The sequence below is a fragment of the Methylobacterium sp. Leaf94 genome, assembly GCF_001426045.1.
Taxonomy (GTDB): Bacteria; Pseudomonadota; Alphaproteobacteria; order Rhizobiales; family Beijerinckiaceae; genus Methylobacterium.
This window is the reverse complement of sequence record NZ_LMRM01000012.1, coordinates 226,829-252,133: the sequence shown is the minus strand read 5'-3', so window position 1 is coordinate 252,133 and position 25,305 is coordinate 226,829. Positions and strand designations below refer to the sequence as shown.

Below are 25,305 nucleotides of genomic sequence, written 5' to 3'. Positions count from 1 at the left end.
GCGGGCATCGCGGGTCTTCAGCCGCCCTCGGCCGGCTCGCCCCCGGCCTTCGGCACGAGGTGCGGCAGGTGCGCCTCGTGCCAGAGGCGCAGATGGGTCAGGGCCGGGTGGTTGAGGTTGCGCGCGAGGTAGCCCTCGATGCGCGGCAGGTGCGCGAGGTAGGCCGGCTTGCCGTCGCGCCGGTCGAGGCGGGCGAAGATGCCGAGGATCTTGGTGGCGCGCTGGGCGGCCAGCACCGCGTAGGCCCGGGCGAAGGCCTGCATGTCGAAGTCGGGCTCGCGGGCCCGGCGCTCGCGCACGTAGAGGCCGAGGAGGCGCAGCTCGAACTCGGCGGTCGCGTCCACCCGAGCGTCCTGGAGGAGCGAGGCGACGTCGTAGGCCGGATGGCCGAGAACCGCATCCTGGAAGTCGATGACGCCGATGCGCTCCAGCCCCTCGCGCTCGGGCAGCCAGATCAGGTTCGGCGAGTGGTAGTCCCGCAGGGTCCAGGTCGGGCGGTCGGGCTTGATGCTGTCGAGCACCTCCGCCCACAGGGCCACGAATTCGGACCGGGCCGCGTGGGGCAGCTCGCCCCCCCGGATCGCCGGGCAGTACCAGTCGGGCAGCAGTTCGGTCTCGAACACCAGGGCTTCGAGGTCGTAGGGCGGCAGCACGTGGTCGATGCCGTCGGCCACGGGGAGGACGCCCGGCAGCTCGGTGGCGTGGAGCTTGGCCAGGAGGCGCACCGCCTCGGCGTAACGCTCCGGGCGCGGCCCGTTGGCGTCGACCACCGGTTCGGTGCCGAGATCCTCCAGGATCAGCAGACCCTCGGCGAGGTCCTCGCCGTAGATGCGGGGCGCCGAGAACCCGAGGGCGCGCAGGCCGCGATCCATGCCGACGAAGGCGTGCACGCTCTCGGCGAGCTTGACGATGGCGCTGTAGGGGCGGCCGTTGCGGACCGGGGGGCCGTCGGCGCGGGGCGGCGAGATCATCAGCACGGCGGTCTTGCCGTCCGGCTTCACCAGCCGCTCGTAGGCCCGCGAGGAGGCGTCGCCCTGCATGTTGACGCGGGCGGCCTCGTCCCAGCCGCTGCGGACGAGGAGGAGGCGCAGCGCGCGCGCCCGCTTGAGCCGGGCGGCCATGCCGCCGCTGCCGTCGATGCGGGCGAAGCGCGCCCCGTCCCCGAACTCGGCCCGCAGGGACAGGTCGACGGTCAGCATCGGCGCGTCGCGGTGTCCCAGGCGCTCGGGCCACTCCACCAGGGTGATGGCGGTCTCGGCCATCTCGTCGAAGCCGAGCTCCACGAGTTCGTCGGGGCTGCGCAGGCGGTAGAGGTCGGCATGCACGATGGCCCGCCCGTCGGCGGCCTCGTAGGGCTGGATCAGCGTGAAGGTCGGGCTCGGCACGTCGAGGTCCGGGTCGCCCACGAGTTCCCGGATCAGCGCGCGCGCGAGGGTGGTCTTGCCGCCGCCGAGGCCGCCGGACAGGGCGACGATGTCCCCCGGCACGAGGAGCCCCGCGAGGAAGCGGCCGAGATCCTCGGTGGCGCTCTCCTCCGGCAGCATGATCTCCCAGGCCGATTTCACCTCACGCTGGGGCGTGTCGGCACCATCCTCGTTCAACGCCCAACTCCTCCATGGCCGTGCGCCGCCCCGGCCGGACCCGGATCGCGCGGAGCCCCGCTGTCATACCGGAGCATCCTTAACCAAATCGCGGACGGACCGAAGGCTCCATGGGGACGCCCCCGTCCGACGCCCCTACTCGGCGGCATCCCGCCGCGCGGTCGGCTCGGTGATCGGGAAGGTGCAGGTGACGCGGGTGCCGGCGCCGGGGGCCGAGTCCAGGCCGACGCGTCCGCCATGCAGTTCCACGAAGGAGCGCACGATCGACAGGCCGAGGCCGACGCCGCGATGGCGGGTGCCGAGGGTGTGGCTCTCGAAGCGGTCGAAGACCCGCGCGGCGACGTCGGGCGGCATGCCCTGCCCCTGGTCGGCGACCGCCAGGGTCAGTTCCGAAGCGTTGCGGCGCACCTCCACGCGGACCTGCTGGCCCGGCGCCGAGAAGCCGACGGCGTTCGACAAGAGGTTGAACAGGATCTGGCGGACGCGCTTGCCGTCGGCCACGAAGGTGCCGACGTCGTCGGGCACGTCGAGATCGAGGGCGATGGCGGAATCGGCGAGCCGGTCCTCCAGCCCGCGCACGGCGGCATCGACGGTGGCGCGCACGTCGACCACCTCGCGGGTGAGCTCGAGGGAGCCCGCATCGATGGAGGCGAGGTCGAGGATGTCGTTGATCATCACGAGCAGCGCGCCCGACGAGCGCATGATGTGGCCGGAATACTCGCGCTGGCGCTCGTTCAGGGCGCCCACCGTCTCGTCGCCGAGGAGCTGGGTGAAGCCGATGATGTTGGTGAGCGGCGAGCGCAGCTCGTAGGAGACGTGGTTCACGAAGGTGTCGCGCAGCTGCGAGGTCCGCTCCAGGGCGTCGTTCTTGTCGGTGAGCGCGCGCTCCACGTTCACGCTGGCGGTGACGTCGATGAGGGTGAGCAGCGTCGCGCCCTCGGGCAGCGGTTGGGCGGCGCAGTCGAGCACGGTGCCGTCGACGATCTCCAGGCGGCAGGTCAGGCCGGCGCGGCTTTCCAGGCCGGTGATGGCGCCGCGGATGTCGATCCACGGGTCCTCGTCGGGCGAGAGGGTCTGGCAGGCGGCGATGACGGCATCGACCCGGGGGCGCTCGCGCAGGGTCTCGGGATCGAGGCGCCACAGGGTCGCGAAGGCGCGGTTGGCGAAGGTCAGCCGGCCGTCGGCGCCGAACACCGCCACGGGCTCCTTCAGGGTGTCGAGGGTCTCGGCCTGGACCCGCATCAGCGCGTTGTAGCGGGATTCGAGCTTCATGTTCTCCGAGACGTCGTCGAACAGGTAGGTCAGGCCGCCCTGGGGGTTGGGATCGGCGACGACGCGCAGCGAGCGCCCGTCGGGCAGGTACCACCAGGACTCGTTGGCCTCCACGGCGCGGTAGGCGGCGAGCACGTCGGCCTTCCAGGACTTGAAGTCGGCCTGCTCGGGCAGCTTCCGGGCGGCGCGCAGCCGGTCGAGGATCTCGCCGTCGAGGGGGCGGCCGTCGAGGAAGGCCGGGTCGAGGTCCCAGAGCTGGCGGTAGGCGGCGTTGTGGAAGATCAGGCGCTGGCGGGCGTCGAACATCGCCACGGCGGTGGGCAGCTGGTCGAGGGTGCGGACGTTGGCATCCATCTGCCGCTGCAGGTCGGCGCGGACGCTCTCGAGCTCCGAGACGTCGACGGCGATGCCGACGCGGCCGGTCTCGATGGCGCTCTCGGAGACGTCGAGGGTCCGCCGGCCGCCCGCCACCACGGCGGAGAGACGATGCGGGACGCGCCCCCCGGTGGCCAGGCGGCCGGATTCGTCGCGGGCGATGAGGTCCCGGGCCTGCCGGTCGAGGAGTTCGACGCCGGCCTCGAGGGCGTGCTCCCGGGTGCCCCCCTCCACCGCCGCGACGTAGGCGAGGTTGACCCAGGCGAGCGCCCCGTCGCGGTTGCGGCGCCAGACCGGATGCGGGATCGCGTCCAGGAGACTGCCGAGCGCCGAAAGGCCGCGCTTGGCCTCGTACAGGGTGAGGCGCAGGTCGATGAGTTCGCGCTTCTCGTCGGTCGTCTCGCGCAGGCGCAGGATCGCGCGGCCGGACAGGGCCTGCCCGTGCGCGTCGATGAAGCGGCCCGACTGGGTGCGCAGGCTCAGGCGGAAGCCGGCACCGCGGGCGCGCAGCGCCTCGACGGCCGTGTTCAGGGCGTCGGCGTCGACCGCATGCAGCCAGGTCTCGAAGCCGGGCAGGCCGGGATCGGCGTCGCCGGGCGCGCGCCGGCCATCGATGAGGCCGAGATCGCCCTCGATGGTCGGCGCGCCGCGGCCCGACCAAGTGATGAGGACCTGGCGCTCGGCGTTCAGGAGCATTTCGGCGCGATCGTGGGACTCGCGCAGGGCCGACAGCTCGGTCACGAGGTCGCGCTCGCGCCGGGTCCAACGGCTGCGCTCGCGCATGTGCAGCAGGGCCACGATGGTGGCGAACACCGTCAGGCCGATCAGGATGGCGAGACCGGCCGCGTTGTGCGTGTGTTGCCCGAACCCCGAGACGGCAGCGCCGGCATCCAGCCCCGTCCCGGCCGCCCGCGCCGGGGGACCGGCCACGGCGACGGCGAGAGAGCCGGCGCACAGCAGGGCGCGCGCCGTTCGTTCGACCCTCATGATCCGTCCCGCCTCCACGAATCTTCGATGAGACGCCGAGAGGCGCCCATCCCGCAACCGGCCGGAGGCCGGCTGCGAGCCACTCCATCTGAGGAATCAGCCCACACTAGCGCGAGGCGGAATCGTCCCGGAAGAGGCTTAAGCTTAACTTTAGAGGCTTCGGAGGCGATGGCCGCGCAGGAGCGCAGAAAAGCCACACTGCGACGGCGCGTCCAGCAGGGACCGGACGCGCGAAAGCCCGGCACGGGGCCGGGCTTCGCAGGAGCCGATCGGAGGTCGTCGCGGCGCCCCGCGAGGGGCGCCGGAGCGGTCTTCAGTAGCGGTAGTGGTCGGGCTTGAACGGGCCGTTCTCGGAGACGCCGATATAGGCGGCCTGGTCGGGACGGAGCTTGGAGAGCTTCACGCCGATCTTCTCGAGGTGGAGGAGCGCCACCTTCTCGTCGAGGGCCTTCGGCAGGGTGTAGACCTGCTTCTCGTACTTGCCCGGGTTGGTCCAGAGCTCGATCTGGGCCAGGGTCTGGTTGGTGAAGGAGGCCGACATCACGAAGGACGGGTGGCCGGTGGCGTTGCCGAGGTTCACCAGGCGTCCCTCCGACAGGAGGATGATGCGGTGGCCGTCGGGGAAGGTGATCTCGTCCACCTGCGGCTTGATGTTCGACCACTGCATGTTCTTCAGGCCGGCGACCTGGATCTCGTTGTCGAAGTGGCCGATGTTGCACACGATGGCGCGGTCCTTCATCGCCCGCATATGCTCGATGGTGATGATGTCCTTGTTGCCCGTCGCGGTGACGAAGATGTCGGCGCGCGGCGCGGCGTCCTCCATCGTCACGACCTCGTAACCTTCCATCGCGGCCTGGAGCGCGCAGATCGGATCTACCTCGGAGACGAGGACGCGGCAGCCGGCGTGGCGCAGCGACGAGGCCGAGCCCTTGCCCACGTCGCCGAAGCCCGCGACCATGGCGACCTTGCCGGCCATCATCACGTCGGTGCCGCGACGGATGCCGTCGACCAGCGACTCGCGGCAGCCGTAGAGGTTGTCGAACTTCGACTTGGTGACGGCGTCGTTCACGTTGATCGCCGGGAAGAGGAGCTTGCCCTCCTTGGCGAGGTTGTAGAGGCGGTGCACGCCGGTGGTGGTCTCCTCGGAGACGCCCTTGATCGAGTCGGCGAGGCCCGCGAACCAGCCCTTCGGCTTCTCGCTGAGCTTCTTCTTCAGGAGCGCGAAGAAGATCTCCTCCTCCTCGGATTCCGGCTTGTCGAGGAAGGCGGTGTCGCCGTTCTCGGCGCGCAGGCCCAGGTGCACGAACATGGTGGCGTCGCCGCCGTCGTCGAGGATCATGTTCGGCAGGCCGCCGTCATGCCAGTCGAACAGCTTCGAGGTGTAGTCCCAGTACTCCTCCAGGGTCTCGCCCTTGATGGCGAAGACCGGGATGCCGGCGGCCGCGATGGCGGCGGCGGCGTGGTCCTGGGTCGAGTAGATGTTGCAGGAGACCCAGCGGATGTCGGCGCCCAGCGCCTTCAGGGTCTCGATCAGCACGGCCGTCTGGATCGTCATGTGCAGCGAGCCGGCGATCTTCGCGCCCTTCAGGGGCTGCGACGGACCGAATTCCTCGCGCGTGGCCATCAGGCCCGGCATCTCGGTCTCGGCGATCGAGATCTCCTTGCGGCCGTACTCGGCCAGACCGATGTCCTTGACGATGTAATCCTGGGCCGGGGAAATCTGGGCCATTTCGTAATCGCTCCGTCTCTCGTTGCGTCTCGGCGAGGCCTATAGCAGGGCGCCGGGCCAGAGGCAATCAAGATATAAAGATGTCTTTATGCGAATGATTCCAGTCGGTCCCGCCTGGGCCGATCGGTCGCCCGCGCGCTACAAATCCCGCAGAACGGGTCTTTTTGGGATCGGTTGTGTCTGCGCCGGGCCTGCGACTCGGGCATGCTCCGGCGCAGTGTTCCCAAGAGCGGGGCAGCCCCCATGATCCGGCACGTCGTCCTGGCCAGCGCCATGGGTCTCGCTTCGGGCGTGACCGCCCAGGCGAGCCCGATGCACGTGGCCACGTTCGAGAAGGTCGTGTTCGGAAGCAGCCGGCTCACGGCCGCCTCGTTCTCCTCGCTCGATCCGACGTGCAAGTCTCTCGGCCCGATGACGATCAGCCTGATCGAAGCGCCGCATGACGGCCGCGTGCAGATCGCGCAGGGACAGGATTTTCCGAGCTTCCCGATGTTCAATGCGCGGGCGCACTGCAATGCCCGCAAGCGGCCCGCGACCTTCGTGTTCTACACCGCGGCGCCCGGCTATACCGGCCGCGACGCGTTTGCGCTCGAACTGGTCGATCCCGTGGGAAATGTCAGCCGCGTCCGCTACCGCGTGACGGTGCGGTGAGCCTCACCCCTCGTCGCGCAGCTGCCGGCGGATGATCTTGCCCGTGGTGGTCATGGGCAGATGATCGCGAAACGCGATCGCGCGCGGGTATTCGTGGGCCGAGAGGCGGGTGCGCACGAAGGCCTGGATCTCGGCGGCCAGGGCATCCGAGGCCTCGTAGCCCGGGCGCAGGACGACGTAGGCCTTCACGATCTCGGTACGGAGCGGGTCCGGCTTGCCCACCGCGGCGGCGAGGGCCACGGCCGGGTGCGCGCCGAGGCAATCCTCGATCTCGGTGGGACCGATGCGATAGGCGGCCGAGGTGATGAGATCGTCCTCGCGCCCGACGAAGTGGACGTAGCCGTCGGCGTCGCGCCGGGCGGTGTCTCCGGTGAGCATCCAGTCACCGAAGAACTTCTTCGCCGTCGCCTCGGGCTGGTTCCAGTAGCGCAGGAACATCACGGGGTCGGGCCGGGCGACGGCGATCTCGCCGGGCTCGTCGGCGGCGGCCTCGCTGCCGTCCGGCCGCAGGATCGCGACCCGGTGCCCGGGGACCGGGCGTCCGGTGGAGCCGGCCCGCGCCACCCCGGCCGCCCGGCAGGCGGCCAGGACGAGGTTGCACTCGGTCTGGCCGTAGGCCTCGCCGATGGTGAGCCCCAGTTCGCGCCGCGCCCAGTCGAAGGTTTCCGGACCCAGGGCCTCGCCGGCGGAGGCGATGTTGCGCAGGCGGGACAGGTCGAAGCGCCCGCGCGGATCGGCGACGCCGCGCAGCATGCGCAGGGCCGTCGGCGGCAGGAACGCGAGGCTGATCGCCCGCTCGGCGATCAGCCGGAACGCGGCCTCCGGCTCGAACCGGAAATTCGGGCAGGCCAGCACCGGCACGCCGAAATGCAGGCTCGGCAGCGTCGCGTTGAGGAGGCCGCCGGCCCAGGCCCAGTCGGACGGCGTCCACATCCGGTCGCCGGCCTGCGGCGGAAAATCGTGCATCATGCAGAAGCCCGGCAGATGCCCCAGGAGCACCCGGTGGGCGTGCAGCGCGCCCTTGGCCGGCCCGGTCGTACCGGAGGTGTAGATCATCAGGGCGGGATCGTCGGCCCGGGTGTCGACCGGCACGAACCCGCCCGGCGCCTCGGCGAGCAGGGCATCGCAGCCGAGGGCCTCGCCCCGCGCGCCGTCCACGCAGACGACGAGGTCGAGGTCCGGCAGGTCGGCGCGGAGGGCCTCGATCTTGGAGAGGCCCGCCGCGTCGGTGATCAGGACGCGGGCCCCGGCATCGGCCAAGCGGTAGCGCAGGGCGTCCGGCCCGAACAGGCCCGCGAGCGGCAGCGCGATCGCCCCGAGCTTGTAGGCGGCCGCATGGGCGATCACCACGGCGGCCGATTGCGGGAGCAGGACCCCGACGCGGTCGCCGGGCACCACGCCCCGGGCCCGCAACCCGGCCGCCAGACGATCGGAGCGATCCTTCAGGTGGCCGAAGGTGACGTCCGAGACCCGCGCCCCGACGAGTTCCTGGATCGCGACCCGATCGGGCGCGCGCAGAGCCCAGCGGTCGCAGACATCGACGCCGATGTTGAACCGCTCCGGGATGTCCCAGGCGAACCCGGCGACGAGCCCGGCATAATCGGGGGCGGATCTCAGCACGGCGGACGACTCAGGCTTCGCGGGCCTTGAAGGCACCGGCGAAGGCGAAGTCGCTGATCGGCCGCCGGCCGTTCGGCACCTCCTTGGCCCGCTGCTCCTCGGTGAGATCGGCCGGGTTCGCCGCGCGTCCGACGGCGTAGGCCGCCTCGACCTGATGGTCCGGCGGCACGTTGAGCACGCTGACGGAGCGCGCCTTGTCGAACCCGCCCATGCCGTGCACGTGCCAGCCCTGGCGGATCGCCTGGAGCTGGAAGTTCGCCGAGGCGGCCCCGGTGTCGAGGGAATGGCTCGCCGAGGGCGTCAGGCCGTCACCGGTCTTCATCAGCTTGCTCGAGACCAGGATGACGAGGGCGCCGGCCCCCTCCGCCCACTTGCGGTTTCCCGGCACCAGCAGGTCGAGGAAGGTCTCCCAGGCCGGGGTTCCGCGCAGGGCGTAGACGAAGCGCCAGGGCTGGGAGTTGTAGGAGGACGGCGCCCAGCGGGCGGCCTCGATCATCCGCAGAAGCTCGGATTCCGGCACGGCCTCGCCCGTGAAGGCGCGCGGGGACCAGCGCTCGAGGAAGAGCGGATCGATGTCGTGGTCGGGCTGGCGTGGGTTCGAGAGGGTCACGGGCAGGCTCCAGAAGGCGTAGAGATCCGGGTCGAGGGGTGGCGACGGGCAGCCCCGAACGCGGTCCGCGGCGGCGCGCGCCCGGATCTGGACGAGGCATGCACGAGGTGGCCCCCGGGAGGCAATCGTCCATTCGGTCGGGCACCGTCACATCCCACGATTGTCAGGCACATTTATACACGTCCTGGTCATTCTGTGCCATCGATCGCTCGGATTTTAGCGATCGGGGCAAGCATGCCGTTAGGAGTTGCGGTCACTCTTGCCCGTGGGGCCGAACGCTTGGCCCGGGAGCCGAACTCTTGGCCCGGAAGCCGAACTCTTGGCCCGGGGGCCGAACTCTTCGCCCGGGAGCCGAAGTGGCTCGCCTGCCCGTCGCCCGCCTGCCCGCCGCCCGCTTGCCCATGGATTTTTCCGCGCGTGATCGCTTCGTCTGCTGCCCGATCGTCCGACGATCCGGGCTCCCTGTCGTTTCGCGCCAGCGACCGTCTGCTGGTGCTCATCGAACGGACGCTGCAGGCGACGCGCTGGCGCCTCGTCTTCCCGGCCGAACTCGAAAGCCGGTTCGAGGCGGAGACCGGACGCCGGCGGGTTCGGCACCTGCGGCGCACCACCCTCATCGGCCTCGCGGTCTTCCACCTCTATGCCGGGGCCGCCTTCGTCACCACGCCCGACGTCGCGATGCTGAACCTGGTCCTGCGGTTCGCCGTGATGACGCCGCTGGCCATCGGGATCTTCGTGGGCCTGAGCCGGGTGAGCGCCCCCATTCGGGAGGCCCTGTGCGGCCTCGGCGTCCTGGCAGCGGTGACGATCCCGGTGCTCACGCTCTGGCTCGGCCACGGACCCAACGTCGCCCACGCGACCACGGCGATCTGGCTGACGGTGATCTTCGCCAACATCTCCCTGGCGCTCCGGTTCACCTGGGCCTGCATCGTCTCCGGCACGACCGCGCTCGCCGGCGGCCTCGCCATCGCAGCCCACCCGGAGATTGCCCCGGATCTGGCGGGCCTGGTCCGGCTCGACATGCTGATCGGCATCGCCTTCAGTCTGGGGGCCGCGCATGAGATCGAGAGCGCCAACCGACGCAACTACCTCTACACGCTGCGGGAATCCTTGCGGGCGCAGCAGCTCGTGGTCGCCAACGCCCGGCTGACCCGTCTCTCGACCACGGACCCGCTCACGGGCCTTGCCAATCGGAGGGCCTTCTCGCAGCGTCTCGAAGCCCTGTGGCAGGCCTCACGCGACGGCGATCCGTTCGCCCTGATGCTGGTGGATGTCGACCACTTCAAGCGCTTCAACGACCATTACGGACACGGGGCGGGCGATGCTTGCCTGTGCGAGATCTCGCGGCTGCTGACCGCCCGGGTCAGCGGGACCGCCGACCTCGTGTCGCGCTACGGCGGCGAGGAATTCGCCCTGTTGCTGCCGGGCCTCGACAGCGCGGCGGCCATCGTCCTGGCGGAGCGGGTCCGCCAGTCGCTCAATGCCCTCGCCCTGCCCCATGCCGGGCGCGGCGACGGCCTGGACCACGTCACCGTCAGCGTCGGCGTCGCGGCGAGCCCGGACGGCGCGGAGACCCCGGCCGCCCTGGTGGAGGCCGCCGATGCGGCGCTCTACCGGGCGAAGTCGGCGGGGCGCAACCGCACCAAATGTGAGGGCGCGCCCTCTCGCGCGGGGACCGGACCGGGCCTCGAGGTCGAGCCGACCCTGGCCGCCTGGCCGGCCGGTGGGACCCCGCCCCGGCGACGCTCGGCCTGAGCGCCGCCGGACCGGGACCGGACGTCAATCGACCACGCGCGCCGTCGGACGATCGTTGCCCTGGGCGGTCTCGTCGTGCCAGACGCCCTGGCTGTCCTGGTAGCGGATGCCCTCCGTCGAACCCGGAACCTGCTGCTCGGCCGCGGCGGCCTGGGCCGCCTGCAGGGCCTCGTCATGGCTCGGATAGGTCTCTGAGAACACGTCGCCGACCTTGTAGGCGAAGCCGCCATCGTGCTCGACGATGCGATAGGTGATCTCGGACATCGGCTGTTCCTTCCCGTTTCACGCACCCGCGCGTCTGCGAGCGCAGCATCCGGGAGGGCGAACACGGGGCGGTTCGGGAGGTTCCGCTCAGTGTCGGGTCGGGCTCGCCCAGGACAGGTTGGGAAGCGCCGCCGCGCAGCCCGCGATCAGCGAACCGCGCACATCGGCGGGGTCGTAGCCCGGCCCATCGGGAAACCCGATCGCGTGGGTGGTTTCGCTGTCGGAGCGGCGGATATGGGCGACCCAGCCCTCCGGCGCCCGCTCGAAGGCGATCTCGAAGACGATACCCGCCTGCTCGAACCGGTGCGGCTTCATCATCCCGTTCCTCGACCCGTCCCGCGCCAGCCCGGATCTCAGGGTGATTCCGGGGTGGCCTCTCGCGGGATGTGGGGGTTTGCGATATCGGGACAAGGCAGTCAGCCGACCCCGGGAACACGCATGCGCCGCCTTTGCCTCGCTCTCCTCCTGACGCTGCTGGGCGCGGACCAGGGCGCCTGGGCGGAGTTCAGCCTGTTCGGCAGCGCCGATCGCACCCCGGCCAATCCCTTCGCCTCGAACTACGCCTCGCCGCCGGTGCGCGGGACGTCGGAGCGGGCCCGGCGCCCCCGCCGCGCACCGCCTCCACCGGGGTCCCTGCGCCCGCCCCGGGACATCCCGCGCTGAACGCTCAGGCGGCGGGCAGCGCGTTGGCGATCGCGGTGACGATGCGCGGATCGTTGGGCTCGACCGAGGACGGGAAGGCGCCGATCAGGCTGCCGTCGCGGTCGACCAGATACTTATGGAAGTTCCAGCCGGGCGTGCTGCCGGGCTTCTCGGCGGCCGCCCAGCGATAGAACGGATGCGCGGCGGGACCCCGGACATGGGTCTTGGCGGTGACCGGAAAGGTCACGCCATGGTTCTTGCGGGCGGCCTCCGCGATGGCGACGCCGTCCAGGGGTTCCTGGTTGCCGAAATCGGGCGACGGCACCGCGATGACTGTGAGGCCCCGGTCACCGAAGCGGGTCCAGAGGCCCTGCAGCCCCGTGAATTGCCCGGCATAGCCGCAGGCCGTAGCCGTATTGACCACGAGGATGGGCCGACCGGCATAGGCCGAGAGCGGCAGGGTTCCGCCCTCCGGCGTCTCGAAGGCGAAGTCGCCCGCCTTCCTGGCGTCGGCCACGGCCGGGCGGACACCGCAGGCGAGGGCCCCACCGAGCAACGCGAGGGCGTGACGGCGCGGCAACCGCGCGAGCCGGGCGTTGGCGGGCCGGGCGTTGGGCAGCAGGACGTTCGACATGGTGCGGCACCCCGTGGCGGGCGCGCGGACCGGTTCCGCCGCCCCTTGGACCGAGAAATCTAAGGCCCGACCGGCGTTCGTCCATTCACCATGCCGGATCGCGGGAACCTTTGGCGGAAGCTTGAACTTGAGCTGTGGCACCACGGCCCCCCTCGTTCGCCCTTCGGCCCGACCTTTCGAAAGACTTCGTCCATGCGCAGCCTGTTGCTCGGCACGACTCTCCTCGCTGCCAGCGCCACCCTCGCCCTCGCTCAGTCGCCGGATGCCACCGCGCCCGCCGCCTCGCCGGCACCGGTCCAGGCCGCCCCCGCGACCCTCGCCAACGATCTGCGCCCCACCTTCGTGGTGCAGAACAAGAGCGACATGGTCACGTCGAAGCTGGTTGGCCTGACCATCCAGAACGCCGCCAACGAGACCATCGGCGAGATCGCCGACGTCGTGCTCGACGAGAAGAATACGGTCAAGTCGTGGGTGGTCGGCGTCGGCGGCTTCCTCGGGATCGGCACGAAGTACGTGGCCATCGACCCGAGCGCCATGAAGCTCGTCCGCGTCGACGACACCACCCTGAAGGCGACCATCGACACCAACAAGGACCAGCTCCGCGCCGCGCCGGAATACGTCTACCTCGGCAAGGCCAAGCCCAATGCGGATGCCACCAAGACGAACACGGATGCCAATCCGAAGCCGGCGGACGCCCCCAAGGCGCAGTGATCCGGCCCGGATGGGTTGAACGGACGCCTTCGCATCCCTGCGAGGGCGTTTTTCGTTTCCGGGCATCGCAGGTCTGACCCGCAACGGACCGTCAGAAAACCGTCACGTCGTTGGGGTATTCGGCTCGCCAATCGGAGGCCAACGGCACCGCCGGTCGATCCCGAAGGGGACGGTTTCGAAGAGCCGGTCGCGTGCAGCGAAGGCGGATGAGATCAGGCAGGGCTGCGCAGAGCGTCCCGCACCGTGCTGGCGACGTTGTCGATGCGCCGGACCGCGATCAGGCCGTCGCGGTCGTCGGGGAATTGGGCGTCGAACAGCTCCTCGAGCCACGGCGTCGGATCGTCTTCGCTCGCCAGCGATTCCAGGTCGCTGGCAAAGACGATGCGCAGGTCCGGGCGTAGAGCACGGGCTTCCAAGGCCAGCTTCTGGCAGCAGAGCTTACCCTGCAGGCTGACGTCCGTCACGAGAACATCGACGGGAAGGCCGAGGGCCAGGACCGTCATCGCGTCGACGCCGCAATCCACCGTGGTGGCCGCGAAGCCCGCTCGTCGAATCTGCGACGTCACCTCATCGCGCCAATGCTTCTGGCGACCGGCGATCAGAACCTGAACGCCGTAGGCGCCACCTGGCGAAGTCGGTCGTTCCATAGTCGAGACTCCCCCCTCGCGCCTGGACATCCGTGCCGATCACCTCGGAAACTGTGCGTCGCAGCATGCTATGTCACGTTCGCTCGTACAGACAAGCCCCCCATCCTGCCGAGGCGAGTGTCTTTCGGGCCCGCCTTCGTCTGATGTCCCGGACCGTCGACCCGGAGAAGTCCCGCACGACACGATGCTGCACCGCAGCACTGGCTCAGGTCTGCAAGCGGATCCCCTGGACAAGTCCCTGGTCTGACAGGACTCGTGGCCGGCGCGTCCGATGCGACAGGGGGATGACGGTGGTCGCGGTTGACGCGGACGGCGCGCGCGGGGCAACACCGGCCTCGCCGCGCGCCCGAGACGGCCGCGGAGATCCGGAGCCCTCGCCCATGTCGTCTGCCAAGAGCCCCCCCGTCTCGCCGCTGGCGCCCCAGACACAACCGCAGCTCCCGGCGATTCGCGGCGTCGGGCTCGCGACCGCGCAGGCGGGCATCCGCTATTCCGGGCGGACCGACGTGCTCTACGTGGCGCTTGCCGCGGGCACGCAGGCGGCCGGCGTGTTCACCCGCTCGAAATGCCCCTCCGCTCCGGTGGATTGGTGCCGCGAGGCGCTGGGCAGTGCGGGTGCCCGAGCCCTCGTGGTGAATTCCGGCAACGCCAATGCCTTCACGGGCCTGCGCGGGCGCGAGGCCGTTGCACTGACGGCCCGGATCGCCGCCGAGGCGGCACAGTGCCGGCCCGAGGAGATCTTCATCGCTTCCACCGGCGTGATCGGCGAGCCCCTCGACGCCACCAAGTTCGAGGGCGTGCTGGCTGACTGCGCCGGGCGGACCCGGGACGGCGCCGAGGCTTGGGCCGCGGCCGCCCAGGCCATCATGACCACCGACACCTTCCCCAAGCTCGCCACGCGCCGGGCCACCATCGACGGCGTCACCGTCACCCTCAACGGCATCGCCAAGGGCGCGGGCATGATCGCCCCCGACATGGCGACGATGCTGAGCTTCGTCTTCACCGATGCCGCCCTGCCCCAGGGGGTGCTCCAGGCGCTCCTCTCCGCCGGCACGGCCACCAGCTTCAACTGCGTGACCGTCGACGGCGACACCTCCACCTCCGACACCCTGATGCTGTTCGCGACGGGTGCGGCCGGCAACGCCGCGATGTCCGACGCCGGCGATCCGCGCCTCTCCGGGTTCCGCGCCGCCCTCGACGACCTCCTGGTCGATCTGGCCCAGCTCGTCGCCCGGGATGGCGAGGGGGCCCGCAAATTCGTCACCGTGCGGGTCACGGGGGCGACCAGCGACGCCTCGGCCCACCGCATCGCGATGTCGATCGCCAACTCGCCCCTGGTGAAGACCGCCATCGCGGGCGAGGATGCCAACTGGGGCCGGGTGGTGATGGCGGTGGGCAAGGCCGGCGAGCCGGCCGACCGCGACCGCCTCGCGATCTGGTTCGGCGACGTGCGCGTGGCGCGCGCGGGCGCCCGCGATCCCGATTACAGCGAAGCGGCGGCGAGCGCCGTGATGCGCGAGTCCGACGTCACCGTGCGGGTCGATCTCGGTCTCGGCGAGGGCAGCGCACGCGTCTGGACCTGCGACCTGACCAAGCTCTACATCGAGATCAACGGGGATTACCGCTCATGAGGCGCACCCAGGCGGTCGCCCTCTCCGCCCTCCTGGCGCTCGTCCTGCTCGACGTCCCGGGCGCGGCGCGGGCCGAGGACAGGCCGGGGCTCGCCGAGGGCCGGATCAGCGTCGTCGGACGCGCCCGCTCCGAAGTGGCACCGGACTTCGCCTCGGTGGAGATCGGCGTCGAGGCCAGGGGCGCGACCCCGGCCGCCGCCCTCGACGGCGCCAGCACCGCCGCGAAGGCGATCCTCGCGCTGGCCGCCGACTTCAAGGTGCCGGAGGCGGATCTCGGCACCTCCGCGGTGACGCTGCAGCCGGTCACCCGCTCGGTCCGACAGGCGGACGGGTCCTTCGCCGAGAAGCCGGACGGCTACCGCGCCGCCAACACGGTGCGGGTTCGCCTCGCCGATATGGGGCGCCTCGGCGACCTGATGCGGCGGGCCCTCGACGGGGGGGCGAACCGCATCGACGGCGTCGGCTTCGGCCTGCGCGATCCCGACGCGGCCGAAAGCGCCGTGCGCAGCGCGGCGATGAAGGATGCACGGACCCAGGCCGAACGGCTGGCCGAGGCGGCCGGCGTCACCCTCGGGCGGGTGGTGTCGATCCAGTCCCCGGCGACGTCCTCGGGGTCGCCGATCGCCTTCGCGGCGCCCGCGCCGATGCGCGCCAAGCGCGGCGGCACGCCGGTGCCTCTCGTCGCCGGCACCATCGAGACCGCCGCCGATGTCGCCGCGACCTTCGCGATCGCCCCATGACCCCGGCGACGCCCGCGCCCCTGCGCATCCTCCTCGTCGTCGCCGTCGCGCTGGTCGACACCGATGGACGCGTGCTCCTCGCCCAGCGCCCGCCCGGCAAGCAGCTCGCCGGCCTCTGGGAATTTCCCGGCGGCAAGGTCGACCCGGGCGAGCGGCCGGAGGAGACCCTGATCCGCGAGCTCTTCGAGGAACTCGGCATCACCGTGCAGGAGGCCTGCCTCGCCCCCCTCACCTTCGCGAGCCACGCCTATCCGGACTTCCACCTCCTGATGCCGCTCTACATCTGCCGGCGCTGGGACGGGTTGCCGCGCTCCATGGAGGGGCAGGCGCTGAAGTGGGTGCGTCCGCGCGACCTCAAGGACCAGCCGATGCCGCCGGCCGATGCGCCGCTGATTCCCTTCCTGCTGGATCTGCTCGGACCCTGATCCAGTTCTGACGGGCAGATCCCGTCCGGCGCGATCTGCCCTGTCGGGAAACGACTTGCCCTGTCGGGAGAGGGAGAACGGTGCATGGCACGCAGGGCAGCGGCGAAACCGGCGACGAAGGCGGCGGCCGTTCGGCCGCCCGTTGCGGACACGTCCGCCGCGAGCAAGCCCGAGCGCGCCGCGAGCGCGCCCAAGCGCGCCGCGAGCGAGCCCAAGTCCGACGCGAGCAAGCCTAAGCGCGCCTCGCGAAAGACCACGCCGAGCCCCGAGACCCTGACCGCGCTCGGGCTGGAGCGCCTGATCGGCCTCGTCCTGTCGGAGACGGCGCGGAACCCGACCTTCAAGAAGCTGGTGACCGCGGCGGTGGCGAGCCTGCAGGGGCCGGACGCCATCGCGGCGCTGATCGACCGGCGGCTCACCGCCCTGGAGCGGGGCCAGGGCTACATCGACTGGCAGAAGCAGCGGGCCTTCGCCGCCGATCTCGACGCCATGCTCACCACGGTGGTGACCGAGCTCGCCGCCCTGGACCCGCGGGCGGCCCTCGACCGGCTGATCCGCTTCCTCGGCGGGGCCAACGACGTCCTCGGACGCGCGGAGGATTCGAGCGGGCGCATCCACGGGGTCTACGAACGGGCGGTCGATGCGGCCGCTTCCCTCATCGTCGATCTCCCCGCGGACGCAGCGGCCGGGGTCGCCACGGGGCTGGTGACCCGCCTCGGCGCCGACGGGTACGGCTTCGTGGAGACCCTGATGCACGACCTGATCCCGCGGCTGCCGGAGGCAGCCCTGCCCCCCCTCGACGCGGCCCTCGCGGACGCCACGCCCCCGGCCGCAGAAGGCCGGACCGGCGGCGAGAAGGCGTGGGCGTCTCAGCTCGCCCGCAGCCGCCTCGTGCGCATGCGCCAAGCCCTCGCCGACCGGGCCGGCGACGTCGATGCCTTCATCGCCTTCGAGCAGGCGGTGTCGCCCGAACAGCCGGACCGGGTGCGGATCGCCGAGCGTCTGCTGGCGGCGGGCCGGGCCCCGGAGGCCCTGGACTGGATTCGCCGTCCGCAGAAGCGGGAACCGGTGGTGGTCACCCGGGAGGCACTGCTCACCGGGCATTTCGACCCCGATGCCCCGGAACGCGCGCGACAGGCCGTGGAGATCCGCATCCTGGACAGCCTCGGCCAGACGCAGGCCGCGCAGGCCCTGCGCTGGGAGGCCTTCGGGCGCAACCTCGACCCCGCGATGCTGCGGACCTATCTCGCCAAGCTGCCCGACTTCGAGGACGACGCGGCGCTGGATCGGGCCTTCGATCATGCGGTGGCTCATCCGGACCGGTACCGGGCGCTCGCCTTCCTCACGCACTGGCCGAATTCGACCCGCGCCGCTCGCCTGGTGATGGCCCATCGCGGCAGCTGGGACGGGAGCCGCTACGAGATCCTGGCGCCCGCCGCCGAGGCCCTGGAGCGGACGCAGCCGGAGGCGGCGGCCGAGCTCTACCGCCTGCTCATCGATTCCATCCTCGAGCACGGCCGCAGCGCCGCCTACGGCCACGCGGCCCGCTACCTCGAGGCCCTCGACGGGCTGACGGAGGATCCGGAGGCCTATCGCGGCACGCTGCGCCGGCTTCACGGGCGCAAGGCCGCGTTCTGGTCCCAGGTCCGGGACTGAGGGCCGGGCCTGCTCAGTCCTGCTCGATCGGGTCGATCTTGTCCGGATAGAACGCGAGATGCCCGGCGATGGCGGCCACCGCCGGATAGGGTGCCTCGTAGCTCCAGACCGCGTCTGGCCGGGAGGCGTCCGGCGTCGTCAGCGTGAAGTAGCGGGCGTCACCCTTGTAGGGGCAATGGCTGTGGCGGACGCTCGGGGTGAAGTGCGCCCATCGGGCATCGGCCCGCGGAATGTAGAAGACCGGCGGATAGTTCGCCTCGGTGAGCACGAGGGCGGACTCGGTCTCCGCGATGAGCGTCCCCGCGAGCCGGAGACGCAACTTCCCCGGATGCGGCGCGACGGTGATCGGATGGTCGGGTCCGGGCTCTCTCATGATTCCTGTCCCTCGGTCTTGCGTTCGGTGGTGCCCAGGGCCTCGGCGAGGCGCGTCTGGGCGGTGCCCGGCTTCAGGGGCTTCTGCTGGCTCTCGTGCGGGGCCCAGCCGGAAAGCCACAGGATCTCGAAGCTGGCACGCAGGCGCCCGTCCGGATCGGCGAAGCGCTCGGCGTAGAGCGCGGCGGCCCGCAGAAGCGTGTCGCGGCGCAGGGGGGTCCGGCGGCGGTCGACCAGGACGTTGGTCAGCCCCATGGCACGCAGGTCGTGCATGAGCGCGATCGGATCGCGGTAGCGCACCGTGACGGTCTCGACGTCGGTGACCGGCAGGGCGAAACCGGCCCGCTGAAGCAGGCTGCCCATCTCGCGGACCTCGGCGAAGGGGGCCACGCGCGGGCTGACGCCGCCCTCCACCTCGCTCTCCGCCTGCCCAAACACCTGGCGCAGCTCGGTCAGGGTCCGGCCGCCGAGGAGGCAGCCGATGAACAGCCCGTCGGGGCGCAGAGCCCGGCGCAACTGCGCCAGGGCACCCGGCAGGTCGTTGACGTGCTGCAGGGCGAGGAGCGAGACGGCGAGGTCGAACCGGGCGGGGGCCAGCGGCAGGGCTTCGGGGTCGGCCAGCACCGCGCCGGCCTCCGCCCGGGGTGCCAGACGGGTGACGTGCCCGACCCGGCCGGAGGCGCGCAGGCGCTCGGCGGCGAGGGACGCGGGGGTGCCGAGGTCGACGGCCTCCGTGAAGGTCCGCAGCACCGCGCCGAGGCGGTCGTCGAGATCGTCGACGACCCGGCGCAGCAGGAAGTCGGCATAGCCGGCCCGGTGGGCACGGGCGAGGCGGCGGCGGGCGAGGCCCGTATCGAACAGCGGAGGCGCGGTCATCACGATCTAGATGGAGCGCCGACGGCGCGGGCGCCAGCCGCTACCGGGACGGAACGTCTCTCCGTCCCTCGCTGTTGAGGCCCAGCGATTCGACGACGAATCGAGGAGATCAGACGCCATGAAGTCCATCCTGTTCGGCGCGGCCCTCACCCTCACGGGCATCAGCCTTGCCACCACCGGAGCCGAGGCCAAGGGTTGCATCAAGGGCGCCCTCGTGGGCGGCGTCGCCGGCCACGTGGCGGGTCATGGCGTCCTCGGCGCCGCGGCCGGCTGCGCCGTCGGCCGCCACCAGGCCAACAAGCGCGACCGCGAGCAGAACCCGGCCCAGCCGCAGCCGCAGACCCGCTGAGAACAACCAGGGGTCGCATCCGCTTGGTGCGGGTGGTAGGATGGCCGTCATGGCTCCTGCCGCCCGCGCCGTCACCACGGGATTGCGGGCCGCCCTCCGCGGCGGCCTCGCCCTCGTCTATCCGCCGACCTGCCCCGGCTGCGGCGGCGCCATTGCCGACCCGCACGCCCTCTGCGCCTGCTGCTGGTCGGGGCTGCGCCTGATCGCGCCGCCTTGCTGCGATCGCTTCGGGACCCCCTTCGCCGTCGATCACGGAACCGGCGCCCTGCTGTCCCCCCGCGCGATCGCCGATCCCCCGGTCTTCGCACAGGCGCGGGCGGTGGCGCTCTACGAGGGCGTCGCCCGCGACCTCGTGCACCGGCTGAAATATGAGGACCGCCTGGACCTCGGCCCCGTCCTCGCCGGGATGATGGCGGGGGCCGGCGCGGCGCTCCTCGCCCGCGCGGATTGCCTCGTGCCGGTGCCGCTCCACCGCTGGCGCCTGTGGCGCCGCCGCTTCAATCAGGCCGCGCTCCTGGCGCGCCGGATCGGCCGGATCGCCGGGCGGCCTTTCGAGCCGGGCGCCCTCGCGCGCGTGAAGGCGACGCGCCCGCAGGTCGGCTTGAGCCGGGTGGCCCGGGCGACGAACCTCCAGGGCGCCTTCCAGGTGCCGGAGTCGATACGCCCCCGGCTTCAGGGGCGGCGCATTCTCCTGATCGACGACGTGATGACCACCGGCGCGACGGCCAACGCCGCCGCGCGGGTGCTCCTGCGCGGCGGCGCGGCGGCGGTGGATGTCCTGACCTTCGCGCTGGTGGCGGAGGAGATCGGCTGAGGGGCGCGGTTCAGGCCGTCAGCGGGCCGAGACGGCCGGCCTCGGCGGGCTCCGGCGTGCCCGGCGTCAGCACCTTGCCGCGCGGGCCGACCCAGGTGCCGACCCATTTGCGCTGCCACACCAACAGGCAGACCAGCACGAGCGCGGCGAAGACGGCGTAGCCGACGAAGCCGAGGGCGAAGGAGCCGGTATACTGCTTCGACAGGCCCATCACGTTGGGCAGGATGGCGCCGCCGAGGGCTCCGACCTCGCCGATCATTGAGCCGGCCACCGCCGTGTTGGCGGGCCAGCGCAGGGGCACGAGCTGGAACAGGGCGCCGTTGCCGGCCCCGAGGGCGGCGAAGCACAGCATGAACAGGGCCGTGGTCAGCGCCAGGGAGGGCGACGCGGTCAGGAGCAGGAACGAGCCCACCGCGGCGATCAGCACGACGGACAGCACCAGGATGCCCCCGAGGCGGTCGGCGAAGTAGCCGCCGGCGACGCGGATGCCGGATCCCATCAGCGCCGCCAGCATGGTCAACCGGCCGGCCTCGACCTTGGTCACGGCGAACTGCTCGTAGAAGAAGGTCGGCAGGAAGTTCGACAGGCCGATGAAGCCGCCGAAGGTGATGATGTAGATCAGGTTGAAGGCCCAGCCGTCCTTCTGGAACAGGCAGGAGACGTGCTCCCGGAAGGACTGGTGCTCGGCGTCCGGCGGCTCCTTGGCGAAGACGATCATGACGATGAGCGGGATCGCCATGGCGCAGCCGGCGAAGCCGTAGACGGTCTGCCAGCCATAGGCCTGGGCCAGGGGCGGCGCGAACAGCACGGCCAGCACGGTGCCGGAATTGCCCGCCCCGGCGATGCCCATGGCGAGGCCCTTGTGCTCCTTGGGGAACCAGCCCGAGCCGAGGGACAGGGCGACGCCGAAGGAGGCCCCGGCGATGCCGAGGAGCACGCCCATGGCGAGCACCTCGTCGTAGGTGTTCACGTAGAAGAAGCCGAAGGCCATCGCGAACATGATCACCGTCATCTCGGTGATGGCGGCGTTCTTGCGGCCGATATATTGGGCCAGCACCCCGAGCGGGAAGCGCATGATCGCACCGGCCAGGATCGGCAGCGAGATCATGAATCCGGTCTGGGCCGGGGTCAGCTTGTAGGTCTCGGTGATGAACGGACCCATGGCGCCGTTGAGCACCCAGATCGCGAAGCAGAAATCGAAGTAGAGGAAGGCGGCAAACAGGGTCGGAGGATGACCGGATTTCATCACGGTCTTGAAGCTGGCCATGGAGTGCGTCTCGAGGTTCGCGGCCGCAGGGCGGCCGCTCATGCCAAGGGATCCGGACTCACGCCGTCCGCATGCGGAGCGCCTTTGCTCCGCGCGTCGCCGACCGGCGACGGATCGAGCCAAGCACCGAACGTGCCAGTTTTTCGGAATGCCGTTCCTCGCCACGCTGACCCGATGCGCAGGCCTTCGCCTGCGGCGGTCCACGGCGCCGGATTGCCGCGCGAGACGGCACTGCCCAGGAAATGTCCAGGGTCGAGGCGCAGGCATGCGGCGACTCATACGAAAGTCGTTCGATCCCTTCCGGAGGGCGGATCCGGGCTTGGCTCGAGCGCCGCGCAGGCGTGCCGATCCGGGGACCGCTTCGATCGAGCGCAGCCCGTCTCAGCCGTCGGCCTGGAAGGCCGCCAGGGGCGCGGCGATGGCGCAGGTGACGCCGTCGGCGGGGAAATCGAGGGCGATGGTGCCGCCGACCTGGCCGGCGAGCCCACGCTCGATGAAGCGCGAGCCGAACCCCTTGCGGGTCGGCCGCGTCACCGGGGGGCCGCCGATCTCGGCCCAGGAGAAGGCGAGGGTCGGCTCGCCGGCCTCGTCGCGGACCTCCCAGCGGATCGCCACGTGGCCATCCTCATCCGAGAGCGCCCCGTACTTGGCCGCGTTGGTGGCGAGCTCGTGCAGCATCAGCGCCAGGGACAGGGCCGGCTTGGCACCGATCTCCAGGTCCGGCCCGTCGAGGCGGAAACGGCCCGCGCGATCCTCGTGCAGCTTCAAAGCGCCACGCACCACCGGGCCGATCAGGGTGCTGCCGAGGGCGCCGCCCATCAACAGGTCATGGGCTTGGCCCAGGGCGATGAGGCGGCCGGCGAGCACCTCCTTGGCCGTGTCCACATCGATGGCGCTGCGCATGGTCTGGGTCGCGATCGACTGCACCATCGCCAGCAGGTTCTTCATCCGATGGCTGAGTTCGCGGTTGACCAGCTCCTGCTGCTCCTCGGCCCGCAGGCGGGCCACGGCGGCGCGGGTGCGGTCGACCACGTTGCGCACGAAATCGAGGATGTCCGGCGTCCAGTCCCGCCGCTTCGAATCGTGCAGGCAGAACACCGCCACGAGCTGCCCGCGCTCCATCAGCGGCAGGTTGATGACGGTGCGCACGTCGAGGGCGCGGAAAGCCTCGAATCGGTCGGCGGTGCGGGGGTCGGTCTCCACGTCCGCGATGACGACGTCGCGCCCCTGGCGCAGCTCCGACAGGTAGGAGCCGTAATCGGCGTAGCGGTGGCGTCCGACGAGGGTGCTCGCCCCCGGCACGGTCCAGTCCCGGATGATGTCGAGATAGACGCCCGAATCGTCCAGGACACCGTAGGCGGCGCGGGTCAAGCCGAGGGTCCGACCCGCGATCTCGGCGGCCACGAACGCGATTTCGCCGGGATCCTGCAACTCCCGCAGGCGCTCACCGAGCTCGACCAGGGCCGCCTGACGCTCCTCGGCGCGCTTGCGCTCGGTGATGTCCACCGACGCCCCCGGAAACCGCAGCGGCGTCCCGTCGGCGGCGCGCACGAGGCTTCCGCGGGCGATCACCCAGCGATGGGAGCCATCCGGCTGGAGGATCCGATACTCGCAGGCGAATTCCTTGGCCCCCGCGAAGAGGCGGTCGAGCTCCTCCTGGAATCGCGGCAGGTCGTCCGGGTGGAAGTTCCGGATGTAGTCCGCCAGGGGCGCGCCCAGGGCGGCGCGCTCCGGATCCACGGTGTAGATCCGCGCGAAGTTCGGATCGGCATAGACCACGTCGTCGCGCAGGTCCCAGTCCCAGGTGCCGATCATGCCGGACGCGTTGAGGGCGAGGCTCAGGCGCTCCTCGCTCCGGCGCAGCCGGGCATTGGCCGTTTTCCGTTCGGTGATGTCCGTCAGGGTCAGGACGGCGCCCTGCACCACCCCGTCCTCGACGATGGGGGCGTTGCTGGTGATGACGTCGATGGGTGATCCGTCCTGACGGAAGAACGTCGCCTCGCGGTCGCGCAGGGCGACGCCGCTGCGCAGGGAGCGGACGACCTCGCAGTCCTCGCGCGGGAACGGCCGCCCGTCGGGATGGTGGTGATGGGCCGTGTCGTGGAGGTTGCGGCCGATCAGGCTGCCGCGGGGCCAGCCGAGCATCGCCTCGGCGGCCGGATTGGCGAAAATGACGACGTCGTCCTCGTTCAGGCGGAACACCGCCTCGCTGAGGTGATCGGTGACGGTCTGCAGGAGGGCCGTCTGCTTGCGCAGGGCCTCGTCCGCCTGGCGCTGGGCCGTGCGGTCGCGCAGGATCTTGAGATAGCCGACCTGCCGGTCCGCCTCATCCATGAGGGGCATCATCTCGCCCATGCCCCAGAAGCGCGAGCCGTCCTTGCGCATGTGCCAGCGCTCGTCGTTGGCCCGGCCGAGATCGCGGGCGACGCGCATCTCGTGATCGGGTATTCCGCGCGTCCGGTCCTCCGGCGTGAAGAAGAAGTCGGCGGGCTGGCCCAGAATCTCGGCCTCGCTCCAGCCGAGGACGCATTCGGCGCCTGGATTCCAGCTCGTGACACGGCCGGCGAGATCCAGGGTGACGATGCCGTAATCGATGGCGCTCCCGATGATCGCCGCATTGTGTCGGTCGCTCGCGCGGCGCTCCTTCAGGGCGCGCCGCAGGTTGAGCTCGGTCATCACCTGGCCGGCGAGGGTGCGCAGGATGAAGCCCTGCGCCTCGGAGAGCTCGCGCGGCCGCGTGTCGAGGACGCAGAGGGTCCCCAGGGCCGTCCCCTCCGGCGTGCGCAGGGGCATGCCGGCGTAGAACCGGACGTGCGGTTCGCCGGTGACGAGGGGATTTTCCGCGGTGCGCGAATCCCGCGTCGTGTCGGGGATGACGAAGAGCCCGTCCTGCCGCACCGCGTGGGCGCAGATCGACTCCGTGAGCGCGGTCTCGGGGCGCGCGAAGCCGACCCGGGCCTTGAACCATTGGCGATCGGTATCCACCAGGGAGACCAGGGAGACCGGCATCTCCAGCAGACGGGATGCGAGCGTCACGATGTCCTCGAACGCGTCCTCGGGCGCGGTATCCAGGATGTCGTAGCGCGCCAGAGCTTCGGGCCCCGTCTCGGGCGCATCGCCGGTCCTACTCAATCGTCCCTCCGGCCACGCTCCCCCCGATGCCCTTCGGCTCGGACGATCCTGCACCCTTGATCCTCGCAAAGGACCGACGGCGGTCGATCCGACGCGTGCCCCGCAAGCTTTAGCGAAGCGCGGGCGATTGTCCTACGTTCAACCGCCGGCGGATCATCAATTTCGCGCAAATGAATTTTGCACGGATGCATTCGGGTGGTGCGCGGGACGCCTTACCGGCAGACCGTGATGCTGCGCACCACCCAGCCCTCGTCGGCCTGCCAGAGCTTGCGCCGGGTGCGCTGGCAGGTGGGGTTCTCCGGCTCGCTGGAGGTCCAACTCGTCACCGGAGCGGCGGGCTCCGCGACGCGCGCGGTTCGGCTGCGGCCCGCCTGCCCGTCCGTGGGCACGAGGAAGACGAGCAGGAGGACCGCGAGCGCCGCAGGGCGCGCGCGGTGACGGGGACGCGGGGGGACCGGCACGGGTCGCGTTCCATGTATTCGAGAGAGGGCTTGGCGGAGGACCACCTATGTCGGCACGACGCGGCACATTGCAATCGATCGCCC

General features: G+C 71.1%; 24 protein-coding genes. 10 read left to right on the top strand and 14 right to left on the bottom strand.

The window, feature by feature from the left end; all coding sequences use genetic code 11:
• Positions 1 to 17: 17 nt before the first annotated feature.
• The 3 genes from tsaE to ahcY all read right to left on the bottom strand — a co-directional run bounded on the left by tsaE (position 18) and on the right by ahcY (position 5,955).
• A complete protein-coding gene (gene tsaE, locus ASG63_RS09565) occupies positions 18 to 1,544 on the bottom strand; it encodes a tRNA (adenosine(37)-N6)-threonylcarbamoyltransferase complex ATPase subunit type 1 TsaE (RefSeq protein WP_082514018.1) in 1,527 nt (508 codons plus the stop codon).
• 192 nt (positions 1,545 to 1,736) lie between these two features.
• Positions 1,737 to 4,235: a sensor histidine kinase gene (locus tag ASG63_RS09560; RefSeq protein ID WP_056215398.1), complete on the bottom strand. Its 2,499-nt coding sequence runs from the start codon at positions 4,233 to 4,235 to the stop codon at positions 1,737 to 1,739.
• 313 nt (positions 4,236 to 4,548) lie between these two features.
• Positions 4,549 to 5,955 carry an adenosylhomocysteinase gene (gene ahcY, locus ASG63_RS09555; RefSeq protein WP_156389726.1) on the bottom strand — a complete coding sequence of 469 codons (1,407 nt, stop codon included), beginning with the start codon at positions 5,953 to 5,955 and terminating at the stop codon, positions 4,549 to 4,551.
• Between the two features lie 327 nt (positions 5,956 to 6,282).
• Here ahcY and ASG63_RS09550 point away from each other — a divergent pair, with 327 nt between their 5' ends.
• Positions 6,283 to 6,615, top strand: coding sequence for a hypothetical protein (locus ASG63_RS09550; protein WP_156394131.1), 333 nt, complete (start codon positions 6,283 to 6,285; stop codon positions 6,613 to 6,615).
• Between the two features lie 3 nt (positions 6,616 to 6,618).
• On the opposite strand, the gene ASG63_RS09545 is transcribed toward ASG63_RS09550, so the two are convergent.
• Positions 6,619 to 8,235, bottom strand: a complete 1,617-nt coding sequence (locus ASG63_RS09545) for an AMP-binding protein (RefSeq protein ID WP_056214965.1) — start codon at positions 8,233 to 8,235, stop codon at positions 6,619 to 6,621.
• A 10-nt stretch (positions 8,236 to 8,245) separates the two neighbouring features.
• Complete coding sequence (locus tag ASG63_RS09540; RefSeq protein ID WP_056214962.1) at positions 8,246 to 8,845, bottom strand: nitroreductase family protein; 600 nt, start codon at positions 8,843 to 8,845, stop codon at positions 8,246 to 8,248.
• A gap of 417 nt (positions 8,846 to 9,262) precedes the next feature.
• Between ASG63_RS09540 and ASG63_RS09535 the strand changes: the two genes are divergently transcribed.
• Complete coding sequence (locus ASG63_RS09535) at positions 9,263 to 10,600, top strand: GGDEF domain-containing protein (protein WP_056214958.1); 1,338 nt, start codon at positions 9,263 to 9,265, stop codon at positions 10,598 to 10,600.
• A 24-nt stretch (positions 10,601 to 10,624) separates the two neighbouring features.
• Here ASG63_RS09535 and ASG63_RS09530 read toward each other — a convergent pair whose 3' ends face one another.
• Together ASG63_RS09530 and ASG63_RS09525 are read right to left on the bottom strand one after the other, a co-directional pair.
• Positions 10,625 to 10,864, bottom strand: a complete 240-nt coding sequence (locus tag ASG63_RS09530) for a hypothetical protein (protein WP_056214955.1) — start codon at positions 10,862 to 10,864, stop codon at positions 10,625 to 10,627.
• Positions 10,865 to 10,951: 87 nt separating this feature from the next.
• Positions 10,952 to 11,182: a hypothetical protein gene (locus tag ASG63_RS09525; protein WP_244472713.1), complete on the bottom strand. Its 231-nt coding sequence runs from the start codon at positions 11,180 to 11,182 to the stop codon at positions 10,952 to 10,954.
• A gap of 120 nt (positions 11,183 to 11,302) precedes the next feature.
• Between ASG63_RS09525 and ASG63_RS09520 the strand changes: the two genes are divergently transcribed.
• Complete coding sequence (locus ASG63_RS09520) at positions 11,303 to 11,527, top strand: hypothetical protein (protein ID WP_056214952.1); 225 nt, start codon at positions 11,303 to 11,305, stop codon at positions 11,525 to 11,527.
• Positions 11,528 to 11,531: 4 nt separating this feature from the next.
• Here ASG63_RS09520 and ASG63_RS09515 read toward each other — a convergent pair whose 3' ends face one another.
• Positions 11,532 to 12,140 carry a glutathione peroxidase gene (locus tag ASG63_RS09515; RefSeq protein WP_056214949.1) on the bottom strand — a complete coding sequence of 203 codons (609 nt, stop codon included), beginning with the start codon at positions 12,138 to 12,140 and terminating at the stop codon, positions 11,532 to 11,534.
• Between the two features lie 192 nt (positions 12,141 to 12,332).
• Between ASG63_RS09515 and ASG63_RS09510 the strand changes: the two genes are divergently transcribed.
• Positions 12,333 to 12,851 (top strand): PRC-barrel domain-containing protein, encoded by a 519-nt coding sequence (locus tag ASG63_RS09510; RefSeq protein WP_056214946.1) that lies wholly within the window; start codon positions 12,333 to 12,335, stop codon positions 12,849 to 12,851.
• 212 nt (positions 12,852 to 13,063) lie between these two features.
• Here ASG63_RS09510 and ASG63_RS09505 read toward each other — a convergent pair whose 3' ends face one another.
• Complete coding sequence (locus ASG63_RS09505; protein ID WP_056214943.1) at positions 13,064 to 13,498, bottom strand: hypothetical protein; 435 nt, start codon at positions 13,496 to 13,498, stop codon at positions 13,064 to 13,066.
• Between the two features lie 380 nt (positions 13,499 to 13,878).
• Here ASG63_RS09505 and argJ point away from each other — a divergent pair, with 380 nt between their 5' ends.
• The 4 genes from argJ to ASG63_RS09485 all read left to right on the top strand — a co-directional run bounded on the left by argJ (position 13,879) and on the right by ASG63_RS09485 (position 17,950).
• On the top strand, positions 13,879 to 15,129 hold the full coding sequence (argJ, locus tag ASG63_RS09500) for a bifunctional glutamate N-acetyltransferase/amino-acid acetyltransferase ArgJ (protein ID WP_056214940.1): 1,251 nt from the start codon (positions 13,879 to 13,881) through the stop codon (positions 15,127 to 15,129).
• Positions 15,126 to 15,869 (top strand): SIMPL domain-containing protein, encoded by a 744-nt coding sequence (locus ASG63_RS09495; protein ID WP_056214937.1) that lies wholly within the window; start codon positions 15,126 to 15,128, stop codon positions 15,867 to 15,869. The genes argJ and ASG63_RS09495 overlap by 4 nt, the downstream gene beginning before the upstream one ends.
• Entirely contained in the window at positions 15,866 to 16,294 is a 429-nt protein-coding gene (mutT, locus tag ASG63_RS09490; RefSeq protein WP_056214936.1) for an 8-oxo-dGTP diphosphatase MutT, read from the top strand. Before ASG63_RS09495 ends, mutT begins: the two co-directional genes overlap by 4 nt.
• 84 nt (positions 16,295 to 16,378) lie before the next feature.
• Complete coding sequence (locus ASG63_RS09485; protein ID WP_244479859.1) at positions 16,379 to 17,950, top strand: DUF6880 family protein; 1,572 nt, start codon at positions 16,379 to 16,381, stop codon at positions 17,948 to 17,950.
• Between the two features lie 13 nt (positions 17,951 to 17,963).
• Here ASG63_RS09485 and ASG63_RS09480 read toward each other — a convergent pair whose 3' ends face one another.
• Together ASG63_RS09480 and ASG63_RS09475 are read right to left on the bottom strand one after the other, a co-directional pair.
• A complete protein-coding gene (locus ASG63_RS09480) occupies positions 17,964 to 18,323 on the bottom strand; it encodes a DUF427 domain-containing protein (protein ID WP_056214933.1) in 360 nt (119 codons plus the stop codon).
• Complete coding sequence (locus ASG63_RS09475; protein WP_200941245.1) at positions 18,320 to 19,198, bottom strand: methyltransferase domain-containing protein; 879 nt, start codon at positions 19,196 to 19,198, stop codon at positions 18,320 to 18,322. The genes ASG63_RS09480 and ASG63_RS09475 overlap by 4 nt, the downstream gene beginning before the upstream one ends.
• 118 nt (positions 19,199 to 19,316) lie before the next feature.
• Here ASG63_RS09475 and ASG63_RS09470 point away from each other — a divergent pair, with 118 nt between their 5' ends.
• Both ASG63_RS09470 and ASG63_RS09465 read left to right on the top strand, forming a co-directional pair.
• A complete protein-coding gene (locus ASG63_RS09470; protein ID WP_056214928.1) occupies positions 19,317 to 19,547 on the top strand; it encodes a hypothetical protein in 231 nt (76 codons plus the stop codon).
• Between the two features lie 49 nt (positions 19,548 to 19,596).
• Positions 19,597 to 20,361, top strand: coding sequence for a ComF family protein (locus ASG63_RS09465; protein WP_082559241.1), 765 nt, complete (start codon positions 19,597 to 19,599; stop codon positions 20,359 to 20,361).
• A gap of 10 nt (positions 20,362 to 20,371) precedes the next feature.
• Here the strand turns inward: ASG63_RS09465 and ASG63_RS09460 are convergent, their stop codons facing one another.
• The 3 genes from ASG63_RS09460 to ASG63_RS09450 form a co-directional block, all read right to left on the bottom strand.
• The gene (locus ASG63_RS09460) at positions 20,372 to 21,628 is read right to left on the bottom strand and encodes an MFS transporter (RefSeq protein WP_056215392.1); all 1,257 of its coding nucleotides are present in this window, start codon (positions 21,626 to 21,628) and stop codon (positions 20,372 to 20,374) included.
• Between the two features lie 381 nt (positions 21,629 to 22,009).
• Positions 22,010 to 24,760 carry a PAS domain S-box protein gene (locus ASG63_RS09455; RefSeq protein ID WP_056214922.1) on the bottom strand — a complete coding sequence of 917 codons (2,751 nt, stop codon included), beginning with the start codon at positions 24,758 to 24,760 and terminating at the stop codon, positions 22,010 to 22,012.
• A 212-nt stretch (positions 24,761 to 24,972) separates the two neighbouring features.
• Positions 24,973 to 25,221 (bottom strand): hypothetical protein, encoded by a 249-nt coding sequence (locus tag ASG63_RS09450; RefSeq protein ID WP_056214919.1) that lies wholly within the window; start codon positions 25,219 to 25,221, stop codon positions 24,973 to 24,975.
• Positions 25,222 to 25,305: the final 84 nt, after the last annotated feature.

Bases quoted from the DNA above. Each gene is read 5' to 3' on its own strand.
- ASG63_RS09505 (WP_056214943.1), bottom strand. From the start codon at position 13,498: ATGGAACGACCGACTTCGCCAGGTGGCGCCTACGGCGTTCAGGTTCTG.
- ASG63_RS09465 (WP_082559241.1), top strand. From the start codon at position 19,597: ATGGCTCCTGCCGCCCGCGCCGTCACCACGGGATTGCGGGCCGCCCTC.
- tsaE (WP_082514018.1), bottom strand. From the start codon at position 1,544: ATGCTGCCGGAGGAGAGCGCCACCGAGGATCTCGGCCGCTTCCTCGCG.
- ASG63_RS09520 (WP_056214952.1), top strand. From the start codon at position 11,303: ATGCGCCGCCTTTGCCTCGCTCTCCTCCTGACGCTGCTGGGCGCGGAC.
- ASG63_RS09485 (WP_244479859.1), top strand. From the start codon at position 16,379: ATGGCACGCAGGGCAGCGGCGAAACCGGCGACGAAGGCGGCGGCCGTT.
- ASG63_RS09460 (WP_056215392.1), bottom strand. From the start codon at position 21,628: ATGGCCAGCTTCAAGACCGTGATGAAATCCGGTCATCCTCCGACCCTG.
- mutT (WP_056214936.1), top strand. From the start codon at position 15,866: ATGACCCCGGCGACGCCCGCGCCCCTGCGCATCCTCCTCGTCGTCGCC.
- ASG63_RS09510 (WP_056214946.1), top strand. From the start codon at position 12,333: ATGCGCAGCCTGTTGCTCGGCACGACTCTCCTCGCTGCCAGCGCCACC.
- ASG63_RS09495 (WP_056214937.1), top strand. From the start codon at position 15,126: ATGAGGCGCACCCAGGCGGTCGCCCTCTCCGCCCTCCTGGCGCTCGTC.
- ASG63_RS09530 (WP_056214955.1), bottom strand. From the start codon at position 10,864: ATGTCCGAGATCACCTATCGCATCGTCGAGCACGATGGCGGCTTCGCC.
- ASG63_RS09525 (WP_244472713.1), bottom strand. From the start codon at position 11,182: ATGATGAAGCCGCACCGGTTCGAGCAGGCGGGTATCGTCTTCGAGATC.
- ASG63_RS09470 (WP_056214928.1), top strand. From the start codon at position 19,317: ATGAAGTCCATCCTGTTCGGCGCGGCCCTCACCCTCACGGGCATCAGC.
- ASG63_RS09515 (WP_056214949.1), bottom strand. From the start codon at position 12,140: ATGTCGAACGTCCTGCTGCCCAACGCCCGGCCCGCCAACGCCCGGCTC.
- ASG63_RS09475 (WP_200941245.1), bottom strand. From the start codon at position 19,198: ATGACCGCGCCTCCGCTGTTCGATACGGGCCTCGCCCGCCGCCGCCTC.
- ASG63_RS09480 (WP_056214933.1), bottom strand. From the start codon at position 18,323: ATGAGAGAGCCCGGACCCGACCATCCGATCACCGTCGCGCCGCATCCG.
- ASG63_RS09560 (WP_056215398.1), bottom strand. From the start codon at position 4,235: ATGAGGGTCGAACGAACGGCGCGCGCCCTGCTGTGCGCCGGCTCTCTC.
- argJ (WP_056214940.1), top strand. From the start codon at position 13,879: ATGTCGTCTGCCAAGAGCCCCCCCGTCTCGCCGCTGGCGCCCCAGACA.